We start from the raw sequence: 24,648 nt of genomic DNA, 5'->3' as shown, positions 1-24,648 counted from the left end.
GTCAGCCCTCCATCACATAGCCGTGATGGGCGATCTCGATCGTCTCCATCGCGACCTTGGGCGATTCGGGGGAGAAGGAGGGTCCGGTCCAGCGGACGGGCACGACCTCCAGCAGCCCCCACTGGGCCACCTTCTGCCCGTCCCCGGTCCGCGCCTCGATGTGCGCCGTCTTGCGGCTGAACCCGGTCGTCATGGTGGCGAACCAGCGGGCCACCTTCTCGGTCTCCTTGGTCAGCGGCCTGGACAGCTTCACGTTGGAGTACTTCAGGCGGGTCGGCAGCTGCCACAGATGCCCGTTGTTGCCGCCCTCCTCACGTGTTTCGAGCACCACTTCACAGCCCAGCCCGTCACATGTGTTGAACGACCCGAGCTCGATGTCGTCGATCGTGACGACGAAGCACACGCTGACGGCGGGATCGTTGTCCTGGGCGGTGGCCATGGCACGTACCTCTCAATTCCCTGTGGTGTCGCTGCTGTTCATCGCCGTTCCTCAGTGTCGGGTGTTGATGAGAAACCCCGCTCGCTCCCGTTCCAGCCGCAGATCCGCCTTGAAGAGCCTGCTGAGTGGCGCGTACAGGGCGCGTACCAGCTCGTCGGTGACGACGGGGGGCCCGCCGGGGGATCCCGGTGTGCCGTGGTCCCCGGCCGCGGGTCCGGGGGCCGGCGCCGCTTCCGGCTCCGGTTCGGGCACGGGTTCCGGTCCGGACTCCTGGGGCGGCTCCGGAGGCGGTGGTTCCGCGGTCTCCGTCTCGCGCTGGACGACGGGTGGCGAGTACGGCGGTGACGCCGCCCCGAAGACCACACTGCCGTCCGCCATCCGCTGGGCCACCCCCGCGGCCACGGCGACCGAACCGGCCGTGGGAAAGGCGGAAGCGAGTGGCACGGCGGGTGTGGAGGGTAAGGAGGATCCGGAAGTTACGGAGGAGGTGGTACTGCTGCCGGAAACCGGCAGCGAGCGAGGCACCGGCGGCCCGCCGACTGCCTGACGCTGGAGGGCGGGAAGGGGCGGAGCGAGCGTTCCCGGTGCGTTCCCGGGAGGCGTGACGGTACGTTGCAGAGCGGCGGCTGCCGGTGCTGACGCTGTGGCCGGCGCCGTCGGCGCCCCGGCTCCGGCCGATGTCCAGCGCACCGGCACGACATCGGGCGACGGCGGTACCGCTCCGGCCGACGGAGCCGTCGCTCCACCGCCCGCGACGGAACGCTGAACGTCGACAGCCCCACCTGTTCCACCTGTTCCACCTGTTCCACCTGTTCCACCTGTTCCACCTGTTCCACCTGTTCCACCTGTTCCACCCATCCCATCCGTCCCTCCTCCGCGCTCCTGCGAGCGGAGCGTCAGGGGCCGGTCGGCGAGCAGCGGCGCAACCGGGCCGGTGGCCGGTGGCGGCGGCACAGGGGCGTGTCCGGGCCCGACGGGGGTCCGCTGCACCGCCGGGCCGGAGGTGGGTGCGGGTGCGGGTGCGGGCGCGGGGTCCGACGGGGCGGGTAGCAGCGGGTCGTCGCCGAGCAGCGGGGCGGTGGGCGCAGGGGCGTCGGAGACCGGCTCGGGGGTCGCGGGCGCGTCCTGGGCTCCAGTGGTCTCAGGGACCCCGCTGTCGTCCCCACTCCGGTCGGCCGGAACCGCCCCGGCCGCCCCCTCCGGAGCCGCAGCCTGGCGCTGTGCCGTGGGCGGCAGGGCGGACATGGGCGCCCCGAGACCGGGCGCCCGCCGGGGCCGCTCCGCGACCGGAGGCGTCACGGCCCGCTGAACAGGCGCGGGCGTAGGCGTGGGCGCAGGTGCGGCCGACGCCGGTACGAAGGTCTGCTCGCCGACCAGGTGGCGTACCGGCAGCGTCGCCGCAGCGGCCGACTCCCCGGCCGACGTCATCGCAGACGTGCCACCGTCAACCGTGCGCTGCACGGGACCGGACACAGGACCAGGCGCAGGCACGGACACGGGCGCGGACCTGCTCCGAACCGGCCATTCCACAGCCCGCTCCACGGACCGCTGCACCGGCGAAGGCCGTTCCACCGACGCCGGGGTGGTGATCCCGTGCACGAGTCCCGTGGGTGCGTCCGGACTGACCAGGTGCCCGAGGGGCGTACCGAGCGCGGTCTCCTGCCGGGTGGCGAGCGCCCCGTGGAATCCACGAGGGTCAAGGACCAGATCCGGACTGCTCAAGACCCTCTGAATGGGGGGAAGTTCGCCGAGATCGACGCGCTGACGCCGGACGGACCCCGGAGCGACATCCCCCGCCCCCACCTCCGTACCCGTACTCATCCCCGTTCGCCCGCCACCGCGCAGCCAGGACATCAGGCCCATGGATTCTCCCGCCCTCCCTGCGCTCTTCGCTACTGCCCGTTGAGGCGAGCGATCTGTGCGACAAACCTCAGACGTTCCTGGTGCTCCAGGTCCAGCAGCTCATCGAGCGGCCAGTGGAAGTGGTAGGCGAGGTACGCGACCTCCTCGTAGAGCAGGTCGGCCGCGTACGTCACGATTCCCCCAGGCGGCCACCGGCGAGATCCACCGCGAACTCCTCCTGGCAGGACGGACAGGTGACGGCCGCGCGGGTATGTCCCTCGGCGTTGATCCGCCGGTAGAAGTCCTGCAGAAAGGCCAGGTCGGAGGCGAAGAGGTCCTCGATGATGCCGGGATGGATGTCGTCGATCGTGCCGATCCGGGTGACCACCCTCGCGATGAGTACGACCGACAGGTACGCGGAGTTCTCGCGCACCCGGTCGTCCCGCAACGGCACGAGCTCGTCGCGCGCGGTCGCGAGCCGCATGACTCCGGTACGGTGCACGGCGCCCGACTCGTCGACGTACCCGCGCGGCAGCTCGAAGGCGAACTCGGTACGGAGCGTGTCCTGTTGGCCGGCCCGTCCGGTACCGCCGGCCGGAAGGTGTGCGTCCGGCCGTTCAAGGGCCTCCGCCGGAGCCGTACGTCGCATCAGTCGACTTCCATGCTCTCGTAAGTGATCGCGAGCTTTTCCGTCAGGACCGAGGTGTCACCGGCCTTCAAGGTGCCGATCTCCAGGGACTTCGGCCAGGCGTTGATGAGTTTGTAGCGTTTGATGGCGACGCCTTCGTGGTCGTACACGATGACGGCGCCGTTGCGGCGGGCCGCCGTCATCCGGCCGAACCGGGAGTCCTTGATCCACCGTTCGAAGCTGTTGTCCTCGGTGAGACCCCGGGTCACGGTCACCTCACCGGCCTTCGGCCGGCCCGGGAGCTTCTTGATGGCATAGCGGCCGTCGGCCGTGTTCTGCTTCAGCTCGATGACGTCCTGTTCCATCTTCAGACCGCTGACCTCGGTGATCTGCTTGATGACGACGCTGTCGAATTCGAGGCCGAAGGAGGCCCCGACGGTGCTGTCGAGATCGGGAAGTGGCACAACAGACTCCTTTACGGCTCAGCGGACCACGGTTCGTCCGCACGGCTCGGCCCGGCTTCCGGCGGTCATTCGTCGACGCCTCCGGTACCCCCGGTCAGCTGGGAAAGACGGAAGACGACGAACTCGGCCGGCCTGACCGGTGCCACCCCGATCTCGCAGATGACCTGACCCGCGTCGATGCTTTCCGGCGGGTTGGTCTCACGGTCGCACTTGACGTAGAACGCCTCTTCCGGCGTGAGCCCGAACAGCGCTCCCTTGCGCCACTCGTTGACCAGGAACGCCGAGACCGTGCGCCGGATACGGGCCCACAGGGCGTCGTCGTTCGGCTCGAAGACGACCCACTGCGTCCCGGCGAGGATCGACTCCTCCAGGTAGTTGAAGAGGCGCCGGACGTTCAGGTAGCGCCAGGCCGGGTCCGAGGCCAGCGTGCGCGCCCCCCAGACCCGGATGCCGCGCCCGGGGAAGGACCGGATGCAGTTCAGCCCGATCGGGTTGAGCAGGTCGTGTTCGCCCTTGGTCAGCTGCGTCTGCAGGGCGACCGCCCCTCGTACGACCTCGTTGGCGGGGGCCTTGTGAACGCCGCGCGACTCGTCGTTGCGTGCCCAGACCCCGGCGATGTGACCGCTCGGCGGAACGAGCTGCGCACGCCCCGAGGAGGGGTCGGCGACCCTGATCCAGGGGTAGTAGAGCGTGGCGTATTTGGAGTCGAAGTTGGCGCGGTCGGTGCGCCAGGCGCGGATCTGCTGCGGGCTGAGTCCGGGCGGCGGGTCGAGGATGGCGACGCGGTCGCCCATCAGCTCGCAGTGGCTGATCAACCCCTGCTGCACGGCGATGACCGACTCCAGATCCAGCAGTCCGCGTTCGTACGCGCTCATCAGGTCCGGCACGGCGATCGTGGTGACCTCTTCGACGGCTTCGAGCCCGCCGAGGCCGGTCCGGCGGTCGGGATCGCCGACGTACACCTCGGGGGTCAGCGCCCCGGCTCCGGGGGACGCGGGCGCCGCGGGGGCCAGGGTGACGGTCTGCGGCTCCGGCCTGGCGGGCGCGGCGCCGCGCCCGGACTCCCGTATCTCGATGAGCTCCGACTTGGCGTTGACCCGGGTGGCGACGTTTTCCTTGCTGCGCTTGGTCGTGACGCCCGGGTACGTCTCCGCGACCTGCCCGTCCCGCTTCACGATCAGCTGGAAGACGTCGGAAGGCGGATCGTCCCCCTCCACCTCGGCCACTTCGACGGTGATGTCACCGGCCACGCCGGGGCGGGGCTTCACCGCGTACGGCCCGACCTGCGTCTCCGATCCGGCGGGCAGTTGTCCGGCGGCGCCGTTGCTCCCGTCCTCCGCCGGGGGCTCCGTACCGTCACCGATGCGCACCACGTAACAGACGCCGCCGCCGTTGGCGAAGAACCCGTAGACGGCGGAGGCCAGGTACGTGCCGTCGACGAAGTCACCGAATGTGCCGGCGAACTGGCTCCAGTTCGTGATCAGCGTCGGCTCGTCGAACGGGCCCTTCTGCGCGAAGCCGACGAAGGCGGCGACCGAGGTGCCCACCCCTTCGATCGGCCGGGATCCGGACTCGATCTCTTCGACGTAGACGCCCGGGGACAGGTACGACGGCATGTGAGTCTCTCCTTGGCCGGGGAACGCCCGCAATTCTCGCGAGAGCCGCGATCACCGGGAACGGACACACGGCCGCCCGCCCGTGCACCGGCCGCTGCCCGATCAGGCAACGTTTCCGCGCTGGACGGCCCAGCGGGCGCTGCCCCCGGCCTCGTCCCGGCGTGCTGCGTACGCGATCCACCGCCCCCGCACTCTGGGACGGCGGCAGGGCCCTCATGCCCGTCGAGTGCCGACTGTCCGGGGAATTGGTGGGCCGGGAGGACGGATGAAGGCGGTTCCGGAGAAGGACCCCGCCTCCGGGTCCGGCGTGTCCGGCCGTGGGGGTACCCCCCCTCGCGAGAACGTGACACTCACGCCCGAGGTGTCACGTTCGCAAGCACCCTCATCCCACCGCCCACTCGGCGACCGCCCCGCCCCGGACCCGCGCAGCCTGCAGCGGTTGCAGCGGGCGGCGGGCAACGCGGCCGTCTCCCGCCTGGTCGCCCAGCGCTACACCGCCCCGGTGAAACCGTCCCCCGCCCAGGCCCCCGGCTTCCGCAAGGTGAAGGCGGATGTGGCGGCGAAGAAGGTCCGCCTGGTCGCACACGCCCCCGCCGCCACCGAGTCAAAATCGGCACAGGACGCGGCCGTCGCGCCCCCGGACGACAAGGAGGCGCAGGGCAAGGCCGCGAACGCGGAGAAGATGAACGCCGCCAAACCCGGCGAGTTCAACAAGCAGGCGTTCATCGACGCGGTGAACAAGGCGATCGACGCCCAGGCCCCGAAGAACCTCGACCAGGCCGACAAGTTCTCCAAGTCCGGCAAGGCCGACAAGATCAAGGACGAGGTCGACGGCAAGGTCACCGACGGCAAGGAGTCCTCGGCCAAGGACATCGACACGGCGACCAAGGCGCCGCCGGACACGTCGGCGGCCAAGGACAAGCCGGTCATCCCGATGACCCCGGACCAGCCACCGGCCAACCCGGGCGCCCCGCCCGCCACGGACGCCATCCCCGCCCAACAACCCGCCTCCGTCACGGACTTCTCCCAAGGCCCGGCCGCCAACGACAAGACCATGGCGGATGCCGAGGTCACCGAGGACCAGCTCGCCAAGGGCAACGAGCCGGAGTTCAACGAGGCTCTCTCCGCGAAGAAGACGGCAGAAACGGACTCGGCGAAGGCCCCCGCGAAGGGGAAGACGGCCGAGGCCCAGCAACTGAACACCGCAAAGGCAGGCGCCGCCGCCTCCGGCGCCCAGGCCATGAACGCCCTCACCGCCACCCGCACCTCGGCCGGGAAACACATCGACGGCGGGAAGGGCGACACCAAGTCGAAGGACGAGAAGAGACGCGCCGAAGTCACCGCAAAACTGCAGAAGGTCTACGACGGCACGAAGAAGGACGTCGAGGAGACCCTCTCCGGCCTGGACAAGAAGGTCGACACCGCGTTCACGCAGGGTGAAAAAACAGCCAGGGACGCATTCACCGCCGACCACAAACGCCGCATGAAGGCGTACAAGGACAAACGCTACTCAGGCATGTTCGGCCCGGCGAAGTGGGCCAAGGACAAGCTCATGGGCATGCCGAAGGAGGCCAACGACCTCTTCCAGGAAGCCCGCAAGCTCTACGTCGCGAAGATGCAGACCGTCATCTCCTCGGTCGCGGACATCATCGGCGCCGAGCTCGGCAAAGCGAAGGCCCGCATCGCCAAGGGGCGCGCCGAACTGAAGGCCGAGGTCGACAAACTCCCGGCAGACCTCCGCCAGTTCGGCGAGGACGCGGCGAAGGACTTCGCGGGGAAGTTCGACGACCTCGAAGCCACCGTCAACGAGAAGTCCGAGCAGCTCGTCCAGGACCTCGCCACCAAGTACACCGCCGCCCTGAACAAGGTCGACGAGGAGATCAAGAAGCTCCAGGAAGCCAACAAGGGCCTGATCGACAAGGCGAAGGACGCGATCGTCGGCGTCATCAAGACGATCAACGAACTGAAGAACCTCCTCCTCGGCATCCTCGCCAAGGCCGCCTCCGCGATGATGAAGATCATCAAGGACCCCATCGGGTTCCTCGGCAACCTGGTCAAGGCAGTCGGCGCCGGACTTCAGCTCTTCATCACCAACGTCGCCGAACACCTCAGGACAGGCGTCGTGTCCTGGCTGCTCGGCACCGCAGTCAAGGCCGGTCTCGAACTCCCCCAGAAGTTCGACCTCAAGGGCATCATCCAGCTCATCGGCGCCCTCCTCGGCCTGACCTGGGCCAACATCCGCACCCGCATCACCCGCAAAGGCCTCCCCGACCAGGCCCTGGCCGCCGTCGAACAATCGGTCCCCGTCGCCAAGAAACTCGCCGCCGAAGGTCCCGCAGGCGCCGTCAAAGAGATCGAAACCGAGGCCGGCGACCTCAAAGCCACCATCCTCGAAAAACTCACCAGCTACCTCATCCCCACCGTCATCATCGCCGGCATCACCTGGATCATCTCCCTCCTCAACCCCGCCTCCGCCTTCATCCGCGCGGTCAAGGGAATCATCGACATCGTCACGTTCATCGTGAACCAGGGCGCCCAAATCGTCGAATTCGTCAACTCCGTCCTCGACGCCGTCATCGCCATCGCCAACGGAGGTTCGGCGGGCGTCCCCAAGATGGTGGAAGCCGCACTAGCGGCCAGCGTCCCACTGCTGATCGGCTTTCTCGCTTCCCTGCTCGGCATCGGCGGCCTGGCCAACAAGGTCAAGAGCGTGTTCCACGTGGTGGCCAGGCCGGTGAACCGAGCGATCGACAAGATCGTGGACTTCATCACCAAGAAGGGAAAAGCCCTCTGGACGAAACTTAGAGGAAAAAAGAATAATGACGCCAGGGGAAACCCGGATGGAGACTATGAGAAGAAATTCATTCGGGCCACTCAAGAGCTACCAGCCCGATATCACAACCTTTTCAGCTCCAGCCCGAGTCGAAATGAAATAGACTCGAAAAATCGACGCTGGAAGAGTGAATTCGGGATAAGGCACCTATCCGCAAATGGTCAGACAGACCGCCTCTTGATTGTCGCGCGCACCACCGAAAAAACAGTGGGCAGCGCCTATAACGTGCAGAGACAGGACGTTCAGCGCGTGGTCGACGCAAGGGGGCTGAATCTCCACATAGAAATCCGGCAGATGGCAAAAGAACTGGAAGAGGATCCGCGGGTAAGAAGTCAGTACCAACAGATACAGGACGACTGGGTGCAGGGACACGGCCGGACTCCACAATCACCTCGGACTCGCCAAAGCCCTGCAGCGGAAGCGCTCGCTATCCGTGAGAATGAATCAGTTTACTATGACGAATACTTGAAGCACCCGATAGAGACAGGAGAGGACCAAAGCAACCGCAACGCGCTCGGAAAATCAGTTCGCTACGAATACGACAATGAGTATATCGAGCATGAAGTCGGTAGTCCCACACGCGAACAGCGGTCACGGATTCAAAATCAGGCGATACGTACACGGTGGGAAAAAGCCCAGACCGAAGCGCGAGAGAATGCCGAGGCCCAAGGAAGGAAACCAGCACCGAGAGACAAATACCCACCTAGCATCCCCGGTCTGATATTCTTCCAGAGCTTCCCTGGAGATGGATCATACGCAGAGGTGAAGAAAAATATCGATACCGTTAAGAGTCAAACCGGATTGTCCGATCAGGAAATTGCAAGGGCAGTCCTCGAAACTGCAAAAGGTAATAAACCGCGCAGGTCGATCACGCGTCAGCCAGAAGCGCTGGCGCTCGTCAATAACCTCACGCGCCTCGTCATGGACATTGAACCCGGACGACACCGAGGGTCACTTACGACGAACTACATGTCTTTCTCCGCCTTAGCTGAAGGCGAGGGCGAACTATCGGATTCCATTGACCACCTCATCCCCATGACCGATGAGAAGGCTGGTGAGAGGGCCCGGAATACTGACAAGACCCTGGTGCGTCAGGAAAACTCCCAGAAGAAGAAACTCGAAAAATACGAAGCAAAGATCGCTTCTCAAAGGCACCGAGTAGAACCGAAGATACCAAAAATGCCGGAAAGGCTGAGATCTACCGTTCAGCAAGAGATGATCGAAAAAGAAAAGGCCGCTACCGTCTCCTATGTCTACGCAAAGACGAAAAAGGAGCAAATAGTATACGAGAGTGAAGAGCAGTTCCACGCAGAAGTGTCAGAACTGGTAAGCAAACAACTCACCGATCGCCTCCGTCGCGAATTGCGTCGCTACATGGGAAGAATCTAGGCATGATTCGCATTCTTTTTAAAGAGACGGTTCCTCCTGAGGATTTTGAGAATTTTGCGCAAAATCAATCATGGAAGCTCGTTGAGCACTTCCCGGAGACACCCGAACAAGAAGAGGAATTCGTCTGGGAAACTAGCTCGGGAATAGACATTCATCGCGTCCACAACCGAACAATGGGCCTCTCGTACACCGTGATCGAAGGGGACCCGGAAGAGACTCGTGTGAGGGATGTCGTCATCTCCTTCGAATCGGCATTTTCGCTGTACTCACACACGGAAGTTCTCGAAATGTATAGAACTTCTTCCTTCTGGGACGAGAAGGTACTCACCATGCCAATGGTGGCTTTGAGCGCTCCTCATAATTTCAACGAGGAAACCTTCAATACTATCCTGTCCTCCTTTGAGGATTCCCATGAGAACGTCCGGTACGCCGGCGTGGTTGCCACGTACTATGTCCCTTGGAAGGAATTTATTCCTCCTCTGTTGCTTGTCACACAGAATGACCCCGACGCAGATATCCGCATGGCAGCAAATGACGCGGTGGCGAATCTCCGGCGCCATAACGCATAGGCTCTCGATAGATCTCCGGCTACGCTGTTCATAACGCCGATACCAGCCGCAGCACCGCCCAAAATCGCAGCGAGCGACGACCGCTTACCGGGAAAGCCTCATTGCCGCCATGCCCCGATCGGGTGTCCGAAGGCCCGCGCCTGGTGGCTCACCGGCCGCCTTCTCGTGAAGGCGGCGGTACAGCGTTCTCTCGTTGACCCGTAGGTGCCTCGCAGCCTCCACCGGCATCGTAGGCGGGGCCCGCGTGTCCACAATCGATCGACTTCCTTGGCTGGGAGACGCGCGCCCACAGGACCCGGCGCGTTCCCAGTGGAGCCGTTGCAACGCGAGACCCTCCGCAGGCAGCGGACCAGACGGATCAAGGCGCGCACGGCAGATCCAGCGGCTGGCTACCTGTCGATGAGGTGGTCGAACTCCCCCGCCTTCACGCCCTTGATCCAGGCGTCCATCTCTACAGCGGTGAAAAACACGACCCCTGCATCAGGGTGGTTACTGTTGCGTACGGCTATGCGACCGTCTGGCAATGGGGCGGCCTCCACACAGGCACCTTGATCACCGCTGAAGGTGGACTTCCGCCACGCCAGTGCGTTCAACTCGGCGTACGACAGAGGCTGTTCTTTGTCGTTCACACGTGCTCCTTCGCAATTTCTCGCACCATCGCCACCGAGTCCTCCGGACTCAACGCAAGCGCTACGAGGTGCTCGAAGGCCACAGTATGCGCCTCGATCTCGTGGGCACGTTCGAGGTAGCAGGCGCCCGCCCGATGCTCCACATACGCCACACCAGGATCGGCCGGCCACGGGAAGCCGAGGATCTGGAACGGGCCTGCTGCCATGCCCGGGTGTGCTCCGTGCTCGTACGGGAGTACCTGCACGGTGATCTTGGGATGGCGAGTCATCTCGGTCAGGTGAAGGAGCTGATCCCTCATAGTTGCCGAACTGCCGACCACTCGGCGCAGCACCGCTTCGTTGAGCACGGTCCAGAGCCGCAGTGGGGCGGATTCCCGACTCAGCGCGGCCTGCCGAGTCATGCGCAGGTCGACGAGGCGTTCCACCTCGTCGTCTCCCCGCTCCGCGGTACCCCGCCGTGTGATGGCATCGGTGTAGGCCCTGGTCTGGAGAAGCCCCGGGACGGCCTCGCTCTCGTACGCCCGAACTTGCGATGCTCCCTGTTCCAGTCCGACGAACAAGGAGAACCAACTCGGCATGGGCGTGCCGTCGCCTCCTTCCCACCAACCCTTCCGGCGCGCGTTCCTTGCCGCCCGGAGATAGTCGTCCCAGCGGTCCTCCGGGACGTTGTAGAGCGGAAGCAGGACTTCATTCAAGTCCCGGAGTACAACCGGGCGTTCGGATGTCTCGTAGTAGGAAACTTTTGCCACCGTGCAGCGCAGTGCCTTGGCCACGTCTTTCTGGTCGAGCCCAGCTTCCTTCCTCAGCCGGACCAGCTCAAATGCAAGCCAGCGTCGCCACACCGTAGGACTGGATGTCTCGGTCACTGCACTCTCCTTGCCACGTGTGACGCAAGTGCTAGACGTGCGTCTTGGTGAGGTACTTGCTTGCCCTACAAGAAGTCCTGTTTGCAAGCGAGCAGTTGGGCATCACCTGTTTGAGCGACTGCACTCTGTTGAATTCAAATTTAGACTCAACAGTATCGTCGTCCACCTTGGAGGCACGCCATGAGCGAGAACCCACGCCCTGCTGACGAACCCAGCATGGACAGCGCAGACTCAGAGGAGGTGGAGCCGTTCGGCAGGCGGGAGTTCGAGTTGTTGGCGGAGGACCTTGTGCGAGAGACCGCGCCGCGCGTCTTCGCTGTCGTGCAAGAACTCGGAGAACGTGAGGACGGCGTAGTGGCAGCCTGGGGGCTCGCGTTCGAAGATCGGGCCGAAGTTGTCCTCACCGAGGGCGTCTCACGCCTCAGCGCCCGTACCCCGGAATCGGCCCTTCGATTCTTCAGCGGCGCCAACGGGAGCCGCGCCCGTCTGATCTGGCTGCTGGATCTCAGCTGAGGAAGTGCGTACGAAGCTGTCCGAGTTCCTCCGTCGCTGCACTCCGTGTCGGCCAAGGCGAGGCGTCGGTCGAGTACCTGCGTTGCGCGTGCAGCTGCCACCATGGGGAACGCCCGACCTCGACCTGATGAGTCAGCTTCCTTCGGAGTCATCCTCCCTCCCGGATGACCAGAAAGGCGCGCCTGAATGAACGCTTTCCATTCCTGGGACTCGGTGAAGCGCGAGATCTTCGATGTCGAGGATCTTGATGAGATCGAGCTCGGCGCCCGGCGCTTGGTCGCTGAATCGCGAGCGCACCGACTCGTCGAGATGCGCCAAGAACACGGACCGGATGTCAGGAGCTGACCACCCGCACCGGCAGCGACTTCAGGCCGTTGATGAAGTTCGACACCAGGCGGCGTGGCGGGGCCGTGAGTTGGAGTGGGCCGGGTGGCAGAGCTCGGCACGTCTCCTCGTACAGGGCCCGTAGTTGCAGGCGCGCGAAGTGGGCGCCCAGGCAGACGTGGGGGCCGTCGCCGAAGGAGATGTGGGGGTTGGGGGTGCGGGAGAGGTCCAGGGCGAACGGGGTGGGGAAGACGCGTTCGTCGTGGTTGGCCGAGGCGTGGAAGACGACCACCTTGTCGCCGGTGCGGATGCGCGTGCCCGCCAGGTCCGCGTCCTGGGTGGCGGTGCGGCGGAAAGTGAGGACTGGTGGGTGGCGGCGTAGTAGTTCGTCAATGGCGGTAGTGAGCGCCACCTCGCCGTTGCGCAGGCGGCGGTACGCCTCGGGTTGCTCGGCCAGAAGGTGCAGGCCGCCGGGGGCTGCGCTGCGTACCGTGTCGTTTCCTGCCACCACCAGCAGGAAGAAGAACATCTCCAGTTCCGGCGCGGTCAGTTCGGAGTCCGTGGCCAAGGCCGTCATCACGTCGTCGCCGGGGTGTTGGCGCTTGTATGCCGCCAGGGTGTGCGCGTAGTCGAACATGTCACGCAGCGACGCCGGGGATCGCGGGTTGACCGGCTTGCCGTCCGGGCCCAGTACCGGTGTCCCGGCCTCGTCCGGATCCTGGTAGCCGATGACGCGTTGGGTCCAGTGCAGGAGAAGGCTCCGGTCGCTGTCCGGTACGCCCAGCAGGTCGGTGAGGTTGAGCAGGGCGTAGTCGTCGGTGACCTGGGTGACGAGGTCGCAGCTGCCATCGCCGGCCCGCGCCTCGGTGACCGCCCGGGTGAGCAGGGAGCGGGCGCGTTCACGGACGACGGTCTCGAAGTGGTCGACGCGCTTCGGGGTGAACGCGCGGCTGACGAGCGTGCGCAGTCGTCGGTGGTGCGGTGGGTCCTGGTTGAGCATCATGCGGCGGATGAACGGCAGGTCGGCGGCGTCGGGGTCGCGGATCTGGGTGGCGCCCAGGTATGAGGAGTACGTCGAGGAGTCCTTCAGGACCCGGACCGCGTCCGCGTGCCGGGTGACCGCCCAGAAGCCGGGGCCCGCCGGCCAGCCGAGGACCTCCGGCTCCTCCTGCCACGCCACCGGGTGGTGGTCGCGCAGCTGGCGGTAGCGGTCGTGGGGGATGCCCCGCCCGTACTGCCTGGGGTCGAAGACGTCCGGTACGGGCATTTCGGGGGCGGGATCGCTCATGCCTCCGCGCCCTCGACGTCCTCCGCGTCCGCCCGTAGGAAGTCCTCCATCACGCGGATCAGGTCGAGCGGGGCCTCGTCCATCGCGTAGTGGCCGCACGACGGCAGCTCCACCAGTTCGGCCCGCGGGAACCAGCGCAGCCAGGTGGCGCGCTGCAACTCGGCCGACAGCGCCGGGTCCAGCGCGCCCACGACGGCCAGGGCCGGCACGGGCGAACCGTCGATCCGGTCGTGGAAGTCCTCGCCCGCCCAGGAGTCCAGCCAGGCCCGGAACGCCTTGGCGTCGCTGCGTTCGAGCGAGCGGCGCACCATGCGGTCCAGCCAGGCCGCCGGGCGCCGGCCGCCGGTGGTGGTGGTGTCGAGGATGGTCCGGCGGTTCTGTGGGGTGTGCGCCGCCGCGGAGAACAGTTCCCACTGCTCGGGCGGGAGCGGCGGGCCGGACGCGGGGGCGGGTGAGACCCCGACGATTCTGCGCACCCGTTCCGGCGCGGCGGCCAACGTCCGCTGAATAACGGAGCCGCCCATGGAGTGACCGATCAGCGAAAAACGCTCCCAGCCGAGCCGGTCGGCCAGCGCGAGCACGTCCGCGGCCCCCTCGGCCGTGGTGTACGAGCCGTCCACGTCCCGGGCCTCGCCGTATCCCCGCAGGTCCACCACCGCGTACTGGAACGAACCGAGGTCGAGATCCGGCAGCACGGGGGCGTACGCGGAGCGGTCGGCGAGCCAGCCGTGCACCGCGATCACCTTGTGCGGGCCGTCGCCGTGCAGTTCACGGGGCAGAACTCCGTGAGGCAGAACAGGCAATGCGGTCACACCGGCTCCCGTCACCGTGCGGAGCGGACCGGTCGGTCACCGGCCCGACCCCGACCACGGTGGCGGCAACGCGCATCCCGCGCAAGGGGACGTGCGAGAGCCCGCGGTGTCAGGCCCGCGTCGTTACGTCAGCAGCCCCAGATACGGCCCGAACTCCGACGCCAGCGTCAGCCGGCCCAGCTTCTGGTACTCGCGCTGGATCGCGTGGATCAGCGTCGGCATCGTCACCGGCTCGCCCGTGTCCGCCGCCAGGTATGCGGACGTCACCGCGATCGAGCGGATGTTGCCGCCCGCCAGCTCGAAGTTCTCCGCGCAGAACGCGAGGTCCAGGTCCTTGTCCCGGGGGAGCGCGGGGCCCAGGCAGCGCTCCCAGAGGACGAGGCGCTGTTCGGGGTCCGGGACCGGGAAGTCGATGACCAGGTCCAGGCGGCGGGTGAAGGCGTCGTCCAGGTTGGCCCGGAGGTTGGTGGCGAGGATGGCCAGGCCGTCGAAGGACTCCATGCGCTGGAGGAGGTACGCACTCTCGACGTTCGCGTAACGGTCGTGGGCGTCCTTCACGTCCGAGCGTTTGCCGAAGATCGCGTCCGCCTCGTCGAAGAGGAGGACTCCGTTCACGCCCGCCGCTTCGGAGAAGATCCGTTCCAGGTTCTTCTCCGTCTCGCCCACGTACTTGTCGATCACCGTCGCCAGATCGACCGTGTAGAGGTCCAGGCCCAGGTCCGCGGCTATGACCTCGGCGGACATCGTCTTTCCGGTGCCGGAATCGCCCGCGAACAGGGCGGAGACGCCCCGGCCCCGGCCGCCGCCGGGGCGCATGCCCCACTCCCCCAGGACCCGGTCGCGATGGCGCGCGCGGGCGGTCAGTTCGCGGAGCTGGGCGTGGGTGTCCGGCGGGAGGACCAGATCGTTCCAGGTGACGGTGGGTTCGATACGGCGGGCCAGGCGGTCCAGTCCTGCCGCGTTCTGGGCGCGGGCGCCCTGGCGGACGTGGTCGGGGGTGAGGATGCCGCCGTCCAGGTGCGTGGTCTGGGCGGCGGCCCGGGCGGCGCGGGTGATCTGTTCCGGGGTGAGGAGGAACGGCGAGAGCAGGCGGTCCACGTCGATGGTTTCGGGGACGGGGGCGTCGTACGCGTCGGTCCACAGGGCGGCCCGGGTCGAGGGTTCCACCCGGGGGGCGTGCAGGAGGAGCGGCGGGGCGGCGGACCAGGCCGCGTCCCAGGGGGCCCGGCCCACCAGGACCGTGGGGACCGGGGTGGCGGTGAGGAGCCGGAGGAGCTCCGGGTGTTCGCGGCAGACCGCGTCGATCGGTGCGCAGACCAGGCCGGCGCCGGTCAGCCGGGCCTCGCGGACCAGCGAGCGGACGGCCTCGGCGGGGGCCGGGTCCTCGGCCAGTCGCGCCAGGTCCAGGCCCAGGACCCGGTGGCCCGCGTGGGTCAGCACGGAGGCCGCGAGGGCCGTGCCCGCGCCGCCCTGGTCCTCCCGGAGGTAGGCGAGCGGGGTGCCCCGGGCGAGGGCCGCGGCGAGCGGGGCCGGGTCGCCGACGCCCGGTACGGCGTGCCAGGGGGCGAGGAGATCCGCCAGGCGCGGGTCGGGGGTGTCGTCGCCCAGGAGGTGCGCGGTGACCCGGTCGGGGACGCGGAGCGCACGGCTCAGGAACGGGCGGTCCAGGTCCTCGACCAGGAGGAGACGGCCTTCGCGGAGCGGGGCGCGGGCCGACAGCCGGCCGCGCGCCACCTGGTCGGCGGGGGACAGTCCGCACAGGCCCAGCGCCAGGCCGATGGACGGACGGCGGCGGGTGACGTCGTCGTTCAGGTAGCCGTAGAAGGCCTCGAAGCGGTCGTCGAGATCCGGTACGAGCGTGATGAGGAGGATCTCGATGTCGAGAGTGGTGAGGCCGAACTCGTCGGCCAGGGAGGTGAGTCCGGACTGTTGCGCCGCCTCTTCGCCGCATCCCGGAGCGGAGCCCGGTACGTGGTCCGGAGCGGATCCCGGAACGTGGTTCGCAGTGGCGTCCGGTACGGGGTACGGGAAGGCGCGGGCCTCGTTCTCGTCCAGGAGTCGGGCGATGTTCTCGTCCGTGAGATAGAGGCCGCGGAAGGCGTCGTCCGGGTCCGGGTCCGTGAGCTGCCGGGCCTCGACCGCTCGTCGGATGCGCTGCTCCACCGCTACCGCACGGGCGAGGAGATGGCGCAGGTTCGGATCACCCGCGGTGGTCATTCGGCGCCTTCCTCCGTACGGGCCTTCCGGGTCTCCGTGATGCGGAGGGACAGGCCGCGTCGTCGTTCCGCATCGGGGGCACGTGAGGCGGCGTCCCTGCCCGGCCGTCCCGGACGGCCTCCGTACACCGGGAGGCCCCCGCGGCCCGGTATCTCTTCCGATACGGACTCGGCCCCCTCGGGCACGTCCCCGAACCGGGTCTGCAGCCCCTCGTCCCCCACCGGCGGACCGACCGCATAGCTCGGCGACGCCGTCACCGGCACGCTGATCACCAGGTCGAGCGAGGGTTTCAGCTCTCCGCCCAGCGCGCTCCACACGTCGGCGAACGAGCGGTCCTCCGGCGGCGGCAGCGCGATCGACATCGGTACGGCCGCCCCGATCTCGGCCAGGGTGCCCGACAGCCGCTCGGGGGGCAGCGCCTCGTAACGCAGCAGGCAGCCGAGCAGCGACGAGAGCAGCCGGTGCTCGTCCTCCGGGCGCTTCGTCCATGCCGTGATCAAGTACGACAGCTTGAAGAAGCGGGGCGGGCGGCGGCGCGCGATGATCGTGCCCCGCTCGTCGTAGTCGTTGTGCAGACCCCGCTCGCGCCTGCGCATGTCCTCGCGGATGTCGTAGAGATACAGGTTGACCATGGGCGCGTTGACCTTCGCCGCCCATTCCCGGGTCGGGGCGTCGAAGACCACCGCGATCTGGCCGCCTTCGAGTACCTCCGCCCTGATCAGCGCCCGTAGTACGTCGTCGACCTCGTGGATCACCCGGTCACTCCCGTGCGGTCATCGGCACTCATGCGCGGCCCGCGAAGTCCGGTGGCTGGAGATTCCGCTGCACCACCAGGACCGGTTTCTGCAGCCGGTCGAGGTCGTACGAGTCCGCCCGCAGCTTGCGCGGACCGAGCTTGTCCTTGCGCAGGACCAGGACCTGCACCTCGAAGGTGCCGTCGCGGCCCACCGTGGCGACCGCTCCCGCGGGACTGATGCCGATGTTCCACGTGAAACGTACGGTCGCGCCCGGCGGGTAGTCCTTGCCGCGGGCCAGCACCGGCTGGCCCGGCTTGGCGACCTGCGGCGTGACGGTCAGCGAGGGCTTCAGGACGCGCAGCCGGTCGCTGTCCTGGTTGTTGGCCTTCCGGCGGTCCGGCAGCGTGCCACGCACGGTGGCCCGTACGTTCCCGGTGATTGCCGCACGGTACGTCGCGGTCTCGGTCACCTCGATGCGGCCGCCGGCCGGAATGGTGCACGGTTTCGCCGCTGTGCAACGGGTCAGGGCGGGCAGGCTGCGGTCCGTTCCCTTGGACGGTTTCGGCCAGGCGGAGCCGATGACCACGCCTGTCGCCGGGTCCGGGCCGGCGTTGGTGAGGGTGAATCGCGCACGGGCGGGGCGGCCGGTGTACGTACGGTCCGGGCTGACGTCGACCTTCATCGCCACATCCGCCGAGGGCGGGACGGGGGCCTCCAGGACCTCGATCTCCGCCGTGTCCGTCCCCGTGTTGCCCGCCGAGTCGGTCGCCGAGCAGGTCACCGTGGTGCGGCCGACCGGGAAGAGCGAACCGGAGGCAGGGGTGCACGTCACCGGAAGCGTGCCGTCGGTGGCGTCCTGGGCGGTGGCGTCGTACATCACGCGTGCGCCCTTCTTGTCCTTGGCCCGGACGGTCAGATCGTCCACGGTGACGACGGGCGCGTCGATGTCGTTCACGTCGATGTTGATCTGTTCCTGGAACTCCGGGTCGGCTGCGGCGGCCGGTCCGATCGTGTCCGTGCCCGGGATCTGGGTGCCCATCAGGAACTGGACGGTGCAGTGCAGCCGGGTGCCCTGGGGCGCGTCCGCGGAGACGTCGATGTTCTCGGCGAAGTGTGCCGTGTCCCCGCTGGTGAGCTGACGGGTGGGTGGGTCGAGGCTGACGGACAGATGCGGATCGCAGTTGTCCAGGCGGTAACTCACATGGGTGGGGAGGTTGCTGAATCCCTCGATGATGGCGTCCACGACGTCATCGCCCTCGATGCCTTCGATCATCCGGCCGTTGGTGGCGTCCGCCAGTCGCAGGGCCTGGTCCGGATCGTGTTTTTCGTCCTTGGGGTACTCGGGCGTCCGTCCATCACCGTTGAGGCCGTCCCCCCTGTCACTGGTCAGACCGACCGCGATCAGCCGCACCCCCGCGTCCTGAAGGGCGAACTCGGCGTCGCTGAAAGAATATTTGTAGTTGCTGGGGTCGTGGCTGGACGCGTCACCGACCAACACGATGACGGGGCTGGAGTCGGAGCGGAACACAGTCTTTCCGTCACCACCGTTGGCCAGCTTCCACAGGGCATAGATCCAGTCCTCGGGCGGGCCGATGCTGTAGCTGCCCATGTCGGAGTCGAGCTGGTTGACGCCCGTCTGCACCTCGTTCAGGTCGTAGGTCAGTCCTTGCAGCACCTTGAAGCCCGCGTCGGGATCCACCTGCTGGTCGCCGAAGGTGGCCACGGCGAAACGCGAGTCCGCCTGCTCGTCGCGGATCGCCTTGGTGATCTCGGGGATCCGCTCCTTCACCCGCTGGATCGGGACATCCATGCTGCCCGTGCCGTCCACCAGCAGGATCACATCCGGCCTCGGCGGAATCGCCGGCGTACGCACCTGCTTGTCCACGCCCGTGGAGCCGCCCGGGTCGACAGCGTCGGTGAACTCGGCCGGCGTGACCCAGGGTTCGGGTACCGCGAGCGCCGGCGTACCGGAGGTGACGGCCGAACCGGGCGCGATGCCGGTGACCACGAGAAGCAGCGCGAGGGCCGGGATCCGGAGCGTGGTGAGAGCGCGGCGCGAGGTGGACGGCCGGGCCCGGGTCGATCCGTCCCGCCGCGACCGCGGCACCCGCCGAAGCGGCTGGAACCAGCGCACGGAAGTCCTCCCCCACCCTCGCCCGATCGGCACACCGGACGTCAGGGTCCCGCACCGGCGGCGGTCACACATCGGTGCGGGAGTCACACCCTCGGGTAGGCTCCGCTGCCCGAAAGGGCAGCGGGGAGATCCGCCGGAGCTGCCGGCTATCCGCGCGCCGGTCGGCTCAGATCAGCCCTTGCCGCATCGCGTACGCCACCGCGTGCGACCGGTTCCGCAGTTGCAGCCGGGTCATCACCGAATGCAGCACGTTCTTGATCGTGCGCTCGGAATAGGCCAGCTTCGTCGCGATGTCGGCGGTGTCGTACCCCTCCGCGACCAGGCGCAGCACATCCACCTCGCGCGCCGCGAGACCGGTGAAGTGCAGTCCGCGCGGACCGAGCACCTGATTCTGGAGGCGTCCGACCTCCTCCAGCAGCCTGCCCAGCAGGTCGGACGGGAGATGGCCTTCGCCCCGCGCCACCGTCCTTATGACCTGGACCAGATGCTCCGGGGTCGACTCGGAACGCCTGACCACACCGGCGACACCGCACTCCGCGGCGCTCACCAGCTTCTGCTCGTCGATGTCCGTGGTGACGAGGACGGTGCGTGAGGTGCTGGTGCGCTGGATGTGGCGCAGCATCGTCAGCACCTCGTCATCGACCGCGTCCACGACGACGACCACGATCTGGGGTGAGGAGTCGCCCTCGTCCCAGTCCGTAACACTGACCTCCGGCCGGGCTCGTAACTGACTCGCCACACCCGCCTGGGAGATCGGGTCCTGGGCCCGTAATGCGACAGTGGTGCGCTCCATGGCAATGCTCCCCCTGGGAAACAGCCGATGGCATCACACTGAGCACAACCATCACGGCTGTTCTTGTGTGCCTCATTCGTCTTGAGGCGGTCAAACGATTCCCGCGTATACCTACAGGGAAACAAAAAAGCCGATCCGGGCACAGAATCTGCCCGGAAGTATTCCTTCACGGTCGGTGTCGGCGTTCGGCGCCGACCCTACGGTGCGCCCTATGAGTCTCACGGCAAGCCTCGACGATTCGTCCGTCACTGCCGCACCGGGCGAGGAGACGGCCCTCCCCCTGCGGATCCTCAACTCCGGCAGCACCGTCGAGGAATACCGCTTCGAGGTGGTCGGCGCCTGTGCCGCCTGGTCGACGGTGGAGCCGGCGAGCCTGTCGCTGTATCCGGGCGACACCCAGGCCGTTTCTCTCGTCCTGCGTCCACCCCGCGACTCGACCGTACTCGCCGGGGAGACGCCCTTCGGGATCCGGGTGGTGCCCACCAGCGAGCAGGGCGACACGGTGGTGCCCGAAGGACGGGTGACGGTACTGCCGTTCACCGAGACGACCGCCGAGCTGGTACCGCGCAGCTCGCACGGCGCGTGGCGAGGCCGGCACCAACTCGCCTTGGACAACCGGGGAAATACCCCAGCGACCGTGCGGCTGGGAGCCCAGTCGGGCACGGAGCGGGCCCGGGTGACGTTCGCGTCGGACACGCTGCAGATCGCGCCCGGCCGGGCGGAGTTCGGGAAGCTGCGGATCCGGCCGGCGAAGCGCGTGTGGCGCGGCACGCCGGTCACGCATCCCTTCCAGGTCATCGCTACTCCGGATATGGCGGAGGGGCAGGACCCGGTCGCGCCGGTGGTCCTGGACGGTTCGTACCAGCAGGAGCCGATCCTGCCGCGCTGGCTCCCCCGGGCCCTCATCACCGCGGCTGTGCTGCTGATCGCGCTGGTCGGGCTCTGGTACGCGCTGCTGCGACCGGCCGTGAAGTCGGCGGCCCGGGAGGCGATCACGCCGGAAGCGGTACGGTCCGCCGCCGCGGCCGACAAGAGCAACGCCCCGAGCCCCAACCCCACGGCCGGCACGGATTCGGGCGGCGGCGACTCCTCCGGCGCGAACGGCGCCTCACCGAAGCCGAATACCTCGCCGAACCCCGGCGTGTCCGACGGCGCCTCCGACGGCTCGGCGGCCGCTGCCCCGACCAGTGCGCAGGTACAGGTCAGGGACGCGGTGGGCGGTGGGTCGAACACCTCGACGGCCCTGCAGGTGCCCACCGGGCACACCTTCCAGCTGACCGACATCGTGGTCCAGAACCCGCAGGGCGACGCGGGCACGCTCGTGGTCTCCACCGGGCGGGACACGCCCGTGCTCCGGCTCGCGCTGGAGAACTTCCGCGACTCCGACTACCACTTCGTCACGCCGATCCTGGTGCCTGCGGGTGGCAAGGTCGCGATGACCGTCGACTGCCGGAAGGTGGGCAAGCCGGTGAACGCGCCGACGCCTTCGCGGTGTGCGGAGTCGCTGTTCCTCGGCGGCACGATGCGGACGGACACCGCGGGCTGACTCCGGTCAGGCCGGTGGGGTCTCTTCCTCCTCCTCGGCCCCTTCCGTCGCCCGTTGGACGAAGGAGCCCTGTACATCGGCGGGTTGCTCGTCCTCGTCCTCCGTCGCCGCCCGCTGCACAGCGGGGGACGCGTCATGCCCGACCGCGCCGGTCGCAGCCGCCTGAGCCGAATCCGACGCCGAGCCCGACGCCGAATCCGATGCCGTAGCCGGGTCCGAGAGCACCCGGTCGGCATTCGCGACGGCCTCCCGCTCGAAACGGTCGGACGGGTCGCTCACCCGGATACCGCCCGGCGCCTCCGTGCCCTCCACCGGGCCGTTGCGCTGCTGGATCACATGGGTGAGCTCATGCGCGAGCGTGGTGCGGCCCTGGGGCGAGGACGGATCGTAAGCGTCGCGCTGGAAAACGACGTTGTTGCCGACCGTGTACGCGTGGGCACCCACGCTCTTCGCCGATTCGTGCGCGGCGGAGTCGGTGTGGATGCGCACATCCGAGAAGTCCGCGCCCATCCGCCCCTCCAGGTCGGTGCGGGTATCTGTGTCCAGCGGCTGCCCGCCGCCGGACGAGATCACGTTGTGCACAGGGGAGCGCTCGTCCTCCTCCTGCCTCTGGAGCATCGATCCCACGGCGCTGTTGCCGACCGCCCGTTGGAGCACGCTCATGCCGCCGGGCCCGACCACGTCGGCCCGCCCGACGGCCGCCGCACGGTAGAGGTGCGGGGTGTCCGCCGCGTCCCGGCCCTCGGCCGCTCCCGACTCGCGCGAGGTGTCGTCGTGCACCTGCTCCTGGCCGTGCCCGTGATCACGCTCGTGGTCGTGTTCCTGGTCCCATTCCTGTGCGTGCATCGTCATCTCCCCTGACCGCGCCCCGGTCGAAGGCGCGTCGTGATGGCCCCACCACTCCACCTTCACGACGTGCCACTGCCTCGTCCAGCCCGGATCCCGTCGGCCGGGGGCAGCCGCCGCTGCCCCTTCGGGCATCCGGGTCCCACCACGGGGCCCGGTGGGCGGCCGGGCCGAACGAGACATCACCCTTCCGTGCGGGTGCGCAGGACCGCGACAGCGGTGACGGTGGTACGCCCCTCGCCCGGCCCCGGTGGCCTGATCCACGACCTCGCCGCCACTGGGTGCAACCGCCCGCTCCTCAGCGCGAACCGGGGCATTGAGACCCCTTACACCGCCGCGATCGCGTCGAGCGCGGGCCCACCGGAAGCGAGCGCGTCGAGCGGCGCGAGAAGCGTGCCCCGCATCGTGGGCCCGTCGCCGTCGATCGTGTACCCGTACGCCTCCTGGCCGTCCTCGGCTTCCTCGGGATCGAGCAGCTCCCGGGCGGCGACCCGGCGCCTGCTCCAACACTCCAGAACTAACTTCCAGTTGTCGACGTCCACATTCCCGATCCTCCCATCCACCACTGACAGTCACGCCCGCGTACCGACATCGCTCCGCCCCCGCCGCCTCCGCCCCCCTCTCCTCCTCCGCGCCTCCTCTTCGCCCCTCGAACGGAATTCGGAGGCAAACGGCTGCATCGACGGGCGGTGGAGTAGCCGGGCCACGCCACCGTCGGGATGATCGAAGGCATGACCAAGAGCAACAAGGACCGGGATCTCACCCTGCAGATCGCCCAGGAGCCGGCGGCGGACGAGCTCCTGGCGCGCAGCCCGCTCGCCGCTCTGGTCGGCATGCTGCTGGACCAGCAGGTGCCGATGGAATGGGCCTTCTCCGGCCCGTACACCCTGGCCGTGCGGATGGGCGGAGACGACCTGGACGCCCATGAGATCGCCGCCTACGACCCGGAGGCCTTCGTCGAACTCTTCACCACCAAACCCGCCCTGCACCGCTATCCGGGCTCCATGGCCAAGCGGGTGCAGCAGTTGTGCCAATACCTGGTGGCGGAGTACGACGGCGACGCGAGCGCGGTGTGGAGCGATGTCTCCACCGGGGCCGAGCTGCGGAAACGGCTGAACGCCCTGCCGGGGTTCGGCACGCAGAAGGCGCAGATCTTCCTGGCTCTGCTGGGCAAGCAGTTCGGGGTCCGTCCGACGGGCTGGCGGGAGGCGGCCGGACCGTACGGCGAGGCGGGCTCGTACCGGTCGGTCGCCGACATCACCGGCCCGGAATCACTCGCCGAGGTCCGCGCGTACAAGCAGCAGGCCAAACAGGCGGCCAGGACGGTCAAACGCCCAGCCGACAAGTAGGAGACGCCAAGTAAGAGACGACACCGAGCAGGCAACACCACTTCGACGACACCCAGTCGACAGCACAAAGCAGACCACGCGCTACGACGCCGCGCGCCACGCACCGTCCCAGAGCAGCGCGCCCAGATCGAGTGCGGCCGCGGAGACGGCGTACCCGTCGGCAATCTCCTGCGCCTGCGCCGACAGCACTACGGCGCCTCCGGTGTCCGAACCCGGGCCTCCACCCGTGCTGTCACTGTCACTCATCACGGCCTCTATTCCGGAATGCATGGGTTTGCAGCGATATCGCCAGCATCGCAGTCCCGCACCATGGCTGCGCCCGGAGGCTCTTGCCCGGTAGGCTTTCCGTGTGATCTTCAAGCGCATCGGAAATGGGCGGCCTTATCCCGACCACGGCCGGGAAAGCACCCGGCAGTGGGCGGACGTCGCGCCGCGCCCGGTCCGCCTCGATCAGTTGGTGACCACCAAGGGCAACCTGGACCTGGAGACCCTCCTGGCCGAGGACTCGACGTTCTACGGCGACCTCTTCGCGCACGTCGTGAAGTGGCAGGGCGATCTCTACCTGGAGGACGGACTGCACCGCGCGGTCCGCGCCGCGCTTCAGCAGCGCCAGGTACTCCACGCCCGGGTGCTCGAACTCGGCTGACGAAGGCTCTCGGGCGATCCGGGCGATCCGGGCGGTCCGCGGACACCCTGCGGATTCTCTGCGGATTCCCGTACGGACCCGTAGGCCCTTCGGACGCCTCGCGCCGGGTTCGTTCGGGTGCTTTCACACCCGGACGGGCGCGATCCATTGATCATTTAGTAGGCATCA

At 67.8% G+C, this 24,648-nt stretch carries 24 protein-coding genes; 7 read left to right on the top strand and 17 right to left on the bottom strand.

Going from position 1 to position 24,648, the window contains the following annotated elements:
* Position 1: 1 nt before the first annotated feature.
* The 6 genes from OG306_RS19905 to OG306_RS19880 form a co-directional block, all read right to left on the bottom strand.
* Positions 2 to 439, bottom strand: coding sequence for a phage tail protein (locus OG306_RS19905; RefSeq protein ID WP_266747446.1), 438 nt, complete (start codon positions 437 to 439; stop codon positions 2 to 4).
* 51 nt (positions 440 to 490) lie between these two features.
* On the bottom strand, positions 491 to 883 hold the full coding sequence (locus OG306_RS19900) for a hypothetical protein (RefSeq protein WP_266906017.1): 393 nt from the start codon (positions 881 to 883) through the stop codon (positions 491 to 493).
* Between the two features lie 1,448 nt (positions 884 to 2,331).
* A complete protein-coding gene (locus OG306_RS19895) occupies positions 2,332 to 2,475 on the bottom strand; it encodes a DUF6760 family protein (RefSeq protein ID WP_266747444.1) in 144 nt (47 codons plus the stop codon).
* Positions 2,472 to 2,930, bottom strand: coding sequence for a hypothetical protein (locus OG306_RS19890; protein WP_266906019.1), 459 nt, complete (start codon positions 2,928 to 2,930; stop codon positions 2,472 to 2,474). The genes OG306_RS19895 and OG306_RS19890 overlap by 4 nt, the downstream gene beginning before the upstream one ends.
* Positions 2,930 to 3,373 (bottom strand): phage tail protein, encoded by a 444-nt coding sequence (locus tag OG306_RS19885; protein WP_266747442.1) that lies wholly within the window; start codon positions 3,371 to 3,373, stop codon positions 2,930 to 2,932. The genes OG306_RS19890 and OG306_RS19885 overlap by 1 nt, the downstream gene beginning before the upstream one ends.
* Positions 3,374 to 3,438: 65 nt before the next feature.
* On the bottom strand, positions 3,439 to 4,989 hold the full coding sequence (locus OG306_RS19880) for a phage tail sheath family protein (protein WP_266906021.1): 1,551 nt from the start codon (positions 4,987 to 4,989) through the stop codon (positions 3,439 to 3,441).
* Positions 4,990 to 5,254: 265 nt separating this feature from the next.
* Between OG306_RS19880 and OG306_RS19875 the strand changes: the two genes are divergently transcribed.
* The gene (locus OG306_RS19875) at positions 5,255 to 9,211 is read left to right on the top strand and encodes a phage tail protein (RefSeq protein WP_327258985.1); all 3,957 of its coding nucleotides are present in this window, start codon (positions 5,255 to 5,257) and stop codon (positions 9,209 to 9,211) included.
* A gap of 2 nt (positions 9,212 to 9,213) precedes the next feature.
* Positions 9,214 to 9,780, top strand: coding sequence for a hypothetical protein (locus tag OG306_RS19870; RefSeq protein ID WP_266747439.1), 567 nt, complete (start codon positions 9,214 to 9,216; stop codon positions 9,778 to 9,780).
* 389 nt (positions 9,781 to 10,169) lie between these two features.
* On the opposite strand, the gene OG306_RS19865 is transcribed toward OG306_RS19870, so the two are convergent.
* Together OG306_RS19865 and OG306_RS19860 are read right to left on the bottom strand one after the other, a co-directional pair.
* Complete coding sequence (locus OG306_RS19865; RefSeq protein WP_266747438.1) at positions 10,170 to 10,409, bottom strand: DUF397 domain-containing protein; 240 nt, start codon at positions 10,407 to 10,409, stop codon at positions 10,170 to 10,172.
* Positions 10,406 to 11,275 (bottom strand): helix-turn-helix domain-containing protein, encoded by an 870-nt coding sequence (locus OG306_RS19860; protein WP_266747437.1) that lies wholly within the window; start codon positions 11,273 to 11,275, stop codon positions 10,406 to 10,408. The genes OG306_RS19865 and OG306_RS19860 overlap by 4 nt, the downstream gene beginning before the upstream one ends.
* Positions 11,276 to 11,491: 216 nt before the next feature.
* On the opposite strand from OG306_RS19860, the gene OG306_RS19855 reads away from it, so the two are divergent.
* Together OG306_RS19855 and OG306_RS19850 are read left to right on the top strand one after the other, a co-directional pair.
* Positions 11,492 to 11,788 carry a hypothetical protein gene (locus OG306_RS19855; RefSeq protein ID WP_371665527.1) on the top strand — a complete coding sequence of 99 codons (297 nt, stop codon included), beginning with the start codon at positions 11,492 to 11,494 and terminating at the stop codon, positions 11,786 to 11,788.
* Between the two features lie 186 nt (positions 11,789 to 11,974).
* Positions 11,975 to 12,133 carry a hypothetical protein gene (locus OG306_RS19850; RefSeq protein WP_266747435.1) on the top strand — a complete coding sequence of 53 codons (159 nt, stop codon included), beginning with the start codon at positions 11,975 to 11,977 and terminating at the stop codon, positions 12,131 to 12,133.
* Here OG306_RS19850 and OG306_RS19845 read toward each other — a convergent pair.
* The 6 genes from OG306_RS19845 to OG306_RS19820 form a co-directional block, all read right to left on the bottom strand.
* On the bottom strand, positions 12,123 to 13,400 hold the full coding sequence (locus OG306_RS19845) for a cytochrome P450 (protein WP_266747434.1): 1,278 nt from the start codon (positions 13,398 to 13,400) through the stop codon (positions 12,123 to 12,125). The two genes, OG306_RS19850 and OG306_RS19845, sit on opposite strands and share 11 nt — an antisense overlap.
* Positions 13,397 to 14,203: an alpha/beta fold hydrolase gene (locus OG306_RS19840; protein ID WP_371666259.1), complete on the bottom strand. Its 807-nt coding sequence runs from the start codon at positions 14,201 to 14,203 to the stop codon at positions 13,397 to 13,399. Before OG306_RS19840 ends, OG306_RS19845 begins: the two co-directional genes overlap by 4 nt.
* 132 nt (positions 14,204 to 14,335) lie before the next feature.
* On the bottom strand, positions 14,336 to 16,429 hold the full coding sequence (locus OG306_RS19835; protein WP_266747433.1) for an ATP-binding protein: 2,094 nt from the start codon (positions 16,427 to 16,429) through the stop codon (positions 14,336 to 14,338).
* On the bottom strand, positions 16,426 to 17,184 hold the full coding sequence (locus OG306_RS19830) for a DUF4255 domain-containing protein (protein WP_266747432.1): 759 nt from the start codon (positions 17,182 to 17,184) through the stop codon (positions 16,426 to 16,428). The genes OG306_RS19835 and OG306_RS19830 overlap by 4 nt, the downstream gene beginning before the upstream one ends.
* Before the next feature lie 28 nt (positions 17,185 to 17,212).
* Entirely contained in the window at positions 17,213 to 19,300 is a 2,088-nt protein-coding gene (locus OG306_RS19825; protein WP_371665526.1) for an HYR domain-containing protein, read from the bottom strand.
* 166 nt (positions 19,301 to 19,466) lie between these two features.
* Positions 19,467 to 20,093, bottom strand: a complete 627-nt coding sequence (locus OG306_RS19820; protein ID WP_266906034.1) for a helix-turn-helix transcriptional regulator — start codon at positions 20,091 to 20,093, stop codon at positions 19,467 to 19,469.
* Positions 20,094 to 20,304: 211 nt separating this feature from the next.
* On the opposite strand from OG306_RS19820, the gene OG306_RS19815 reads away from it, so the two are divergent.
* Entirely contained in the window at positions 20,305 to 21,639 is a 1,335-nt protein-coding gene (locus OG306_RS19815) for a COG1470 family protein (protein WP_266747430.1), read from the top strand.
* Between the two features lie 6 nt (positions 21,640 to 21,645).
* On the opposite strand, the gene OG306_RS19810 is transcribed toward OG306_RS19815, so the two are convergent.
* Positions 21,646 to 22,491: an eCIS core domain-containing protein gene (locus OG306_RS19810; protein WP_266747429.1), complete on the bottom strand. Its 846-nt coding sequence runs from the start codon at positions 22,489 to 22,491 to the stop codon at positions 21,646 to 21,648.
* Between the two features lie 320 nt (positions 22,492 to 22,811).
* Positions 22,812 to 23,027, bottom strand: coding sequence for a hypothetical protein (locus OG306_RS19805; protein WP_266747428.1), 216 nt, complete (start codon positions 23,025 to 23,027; stop codon positions 22,812 to 22,814).
* A gap of 189 nt (positions 23,028 to 23,216) precedes the next feature.
* On the opposite strand from OG306_RS19805, the gene OG306_RS19800 reads away from it, so the two are divergent.
* A complete protein-coding gene (locus OG306_RS19800; protein ID WP_266747427.1) occupies positions 23,217 to 23,834 on the top strand; it encodes an HhH-GPD-type base excision DNA repair protein in 618 nt (205 codons plus the stop codon).
* A gap of 81 nt (positions 23,835 to 23,915) precedes the next feature.
* Here OG306_RS19800 and OG306_RS19795 read toward each other — a convergent pair whose 3' ends face one another.
* Complete coding sequence (locus OG306_RS19795) at positions 23,916 to 24,080, bottom strand: hypothetical protein (RefSeq protein ID WP_266747426.1); 165 nt, start codon at positions 24,078 to 24,080, stop codon at positions 23,916 to 23,918.
* A gap of 103 nt (positions 24,081 to 24,183) precedes the next feature.
* Here OG306_RS19795 and OG306_RS19790 point away from each other — a divergent pair, with 103 nt between their 5' ends.
* The gene (locus OG306_RS19790; RefSeq protein WP_072488263.1) at positions 24,184 to 24,480 is read left to right on the top strand and encodes a type II toxin-antitoxin system VapB family antitoxin; all 297 of its coding nucleotides are present in this window, start codon (positions 24,184 to 24,186) and stop codon (positions 24,478 to 24,480) included.
* The last annotated feature ends 168 nt before the right edge of the window (positions 24,481 to 24,648 follow it).

Origin of the sequence: Streptomyces sp. NBC_01241 (assembly GCF_041435435.1) — a bacterium.
Lineage (GTDB): Bacteria > Actinomycetota > Actinomycetes > Streptomycetales > Streptomycetaceae > Streptomyces.
Note: the sequence above shows the minus strand (reverse complement) of the source record. Positions and strands in the feature narration are given on the sequence as shown.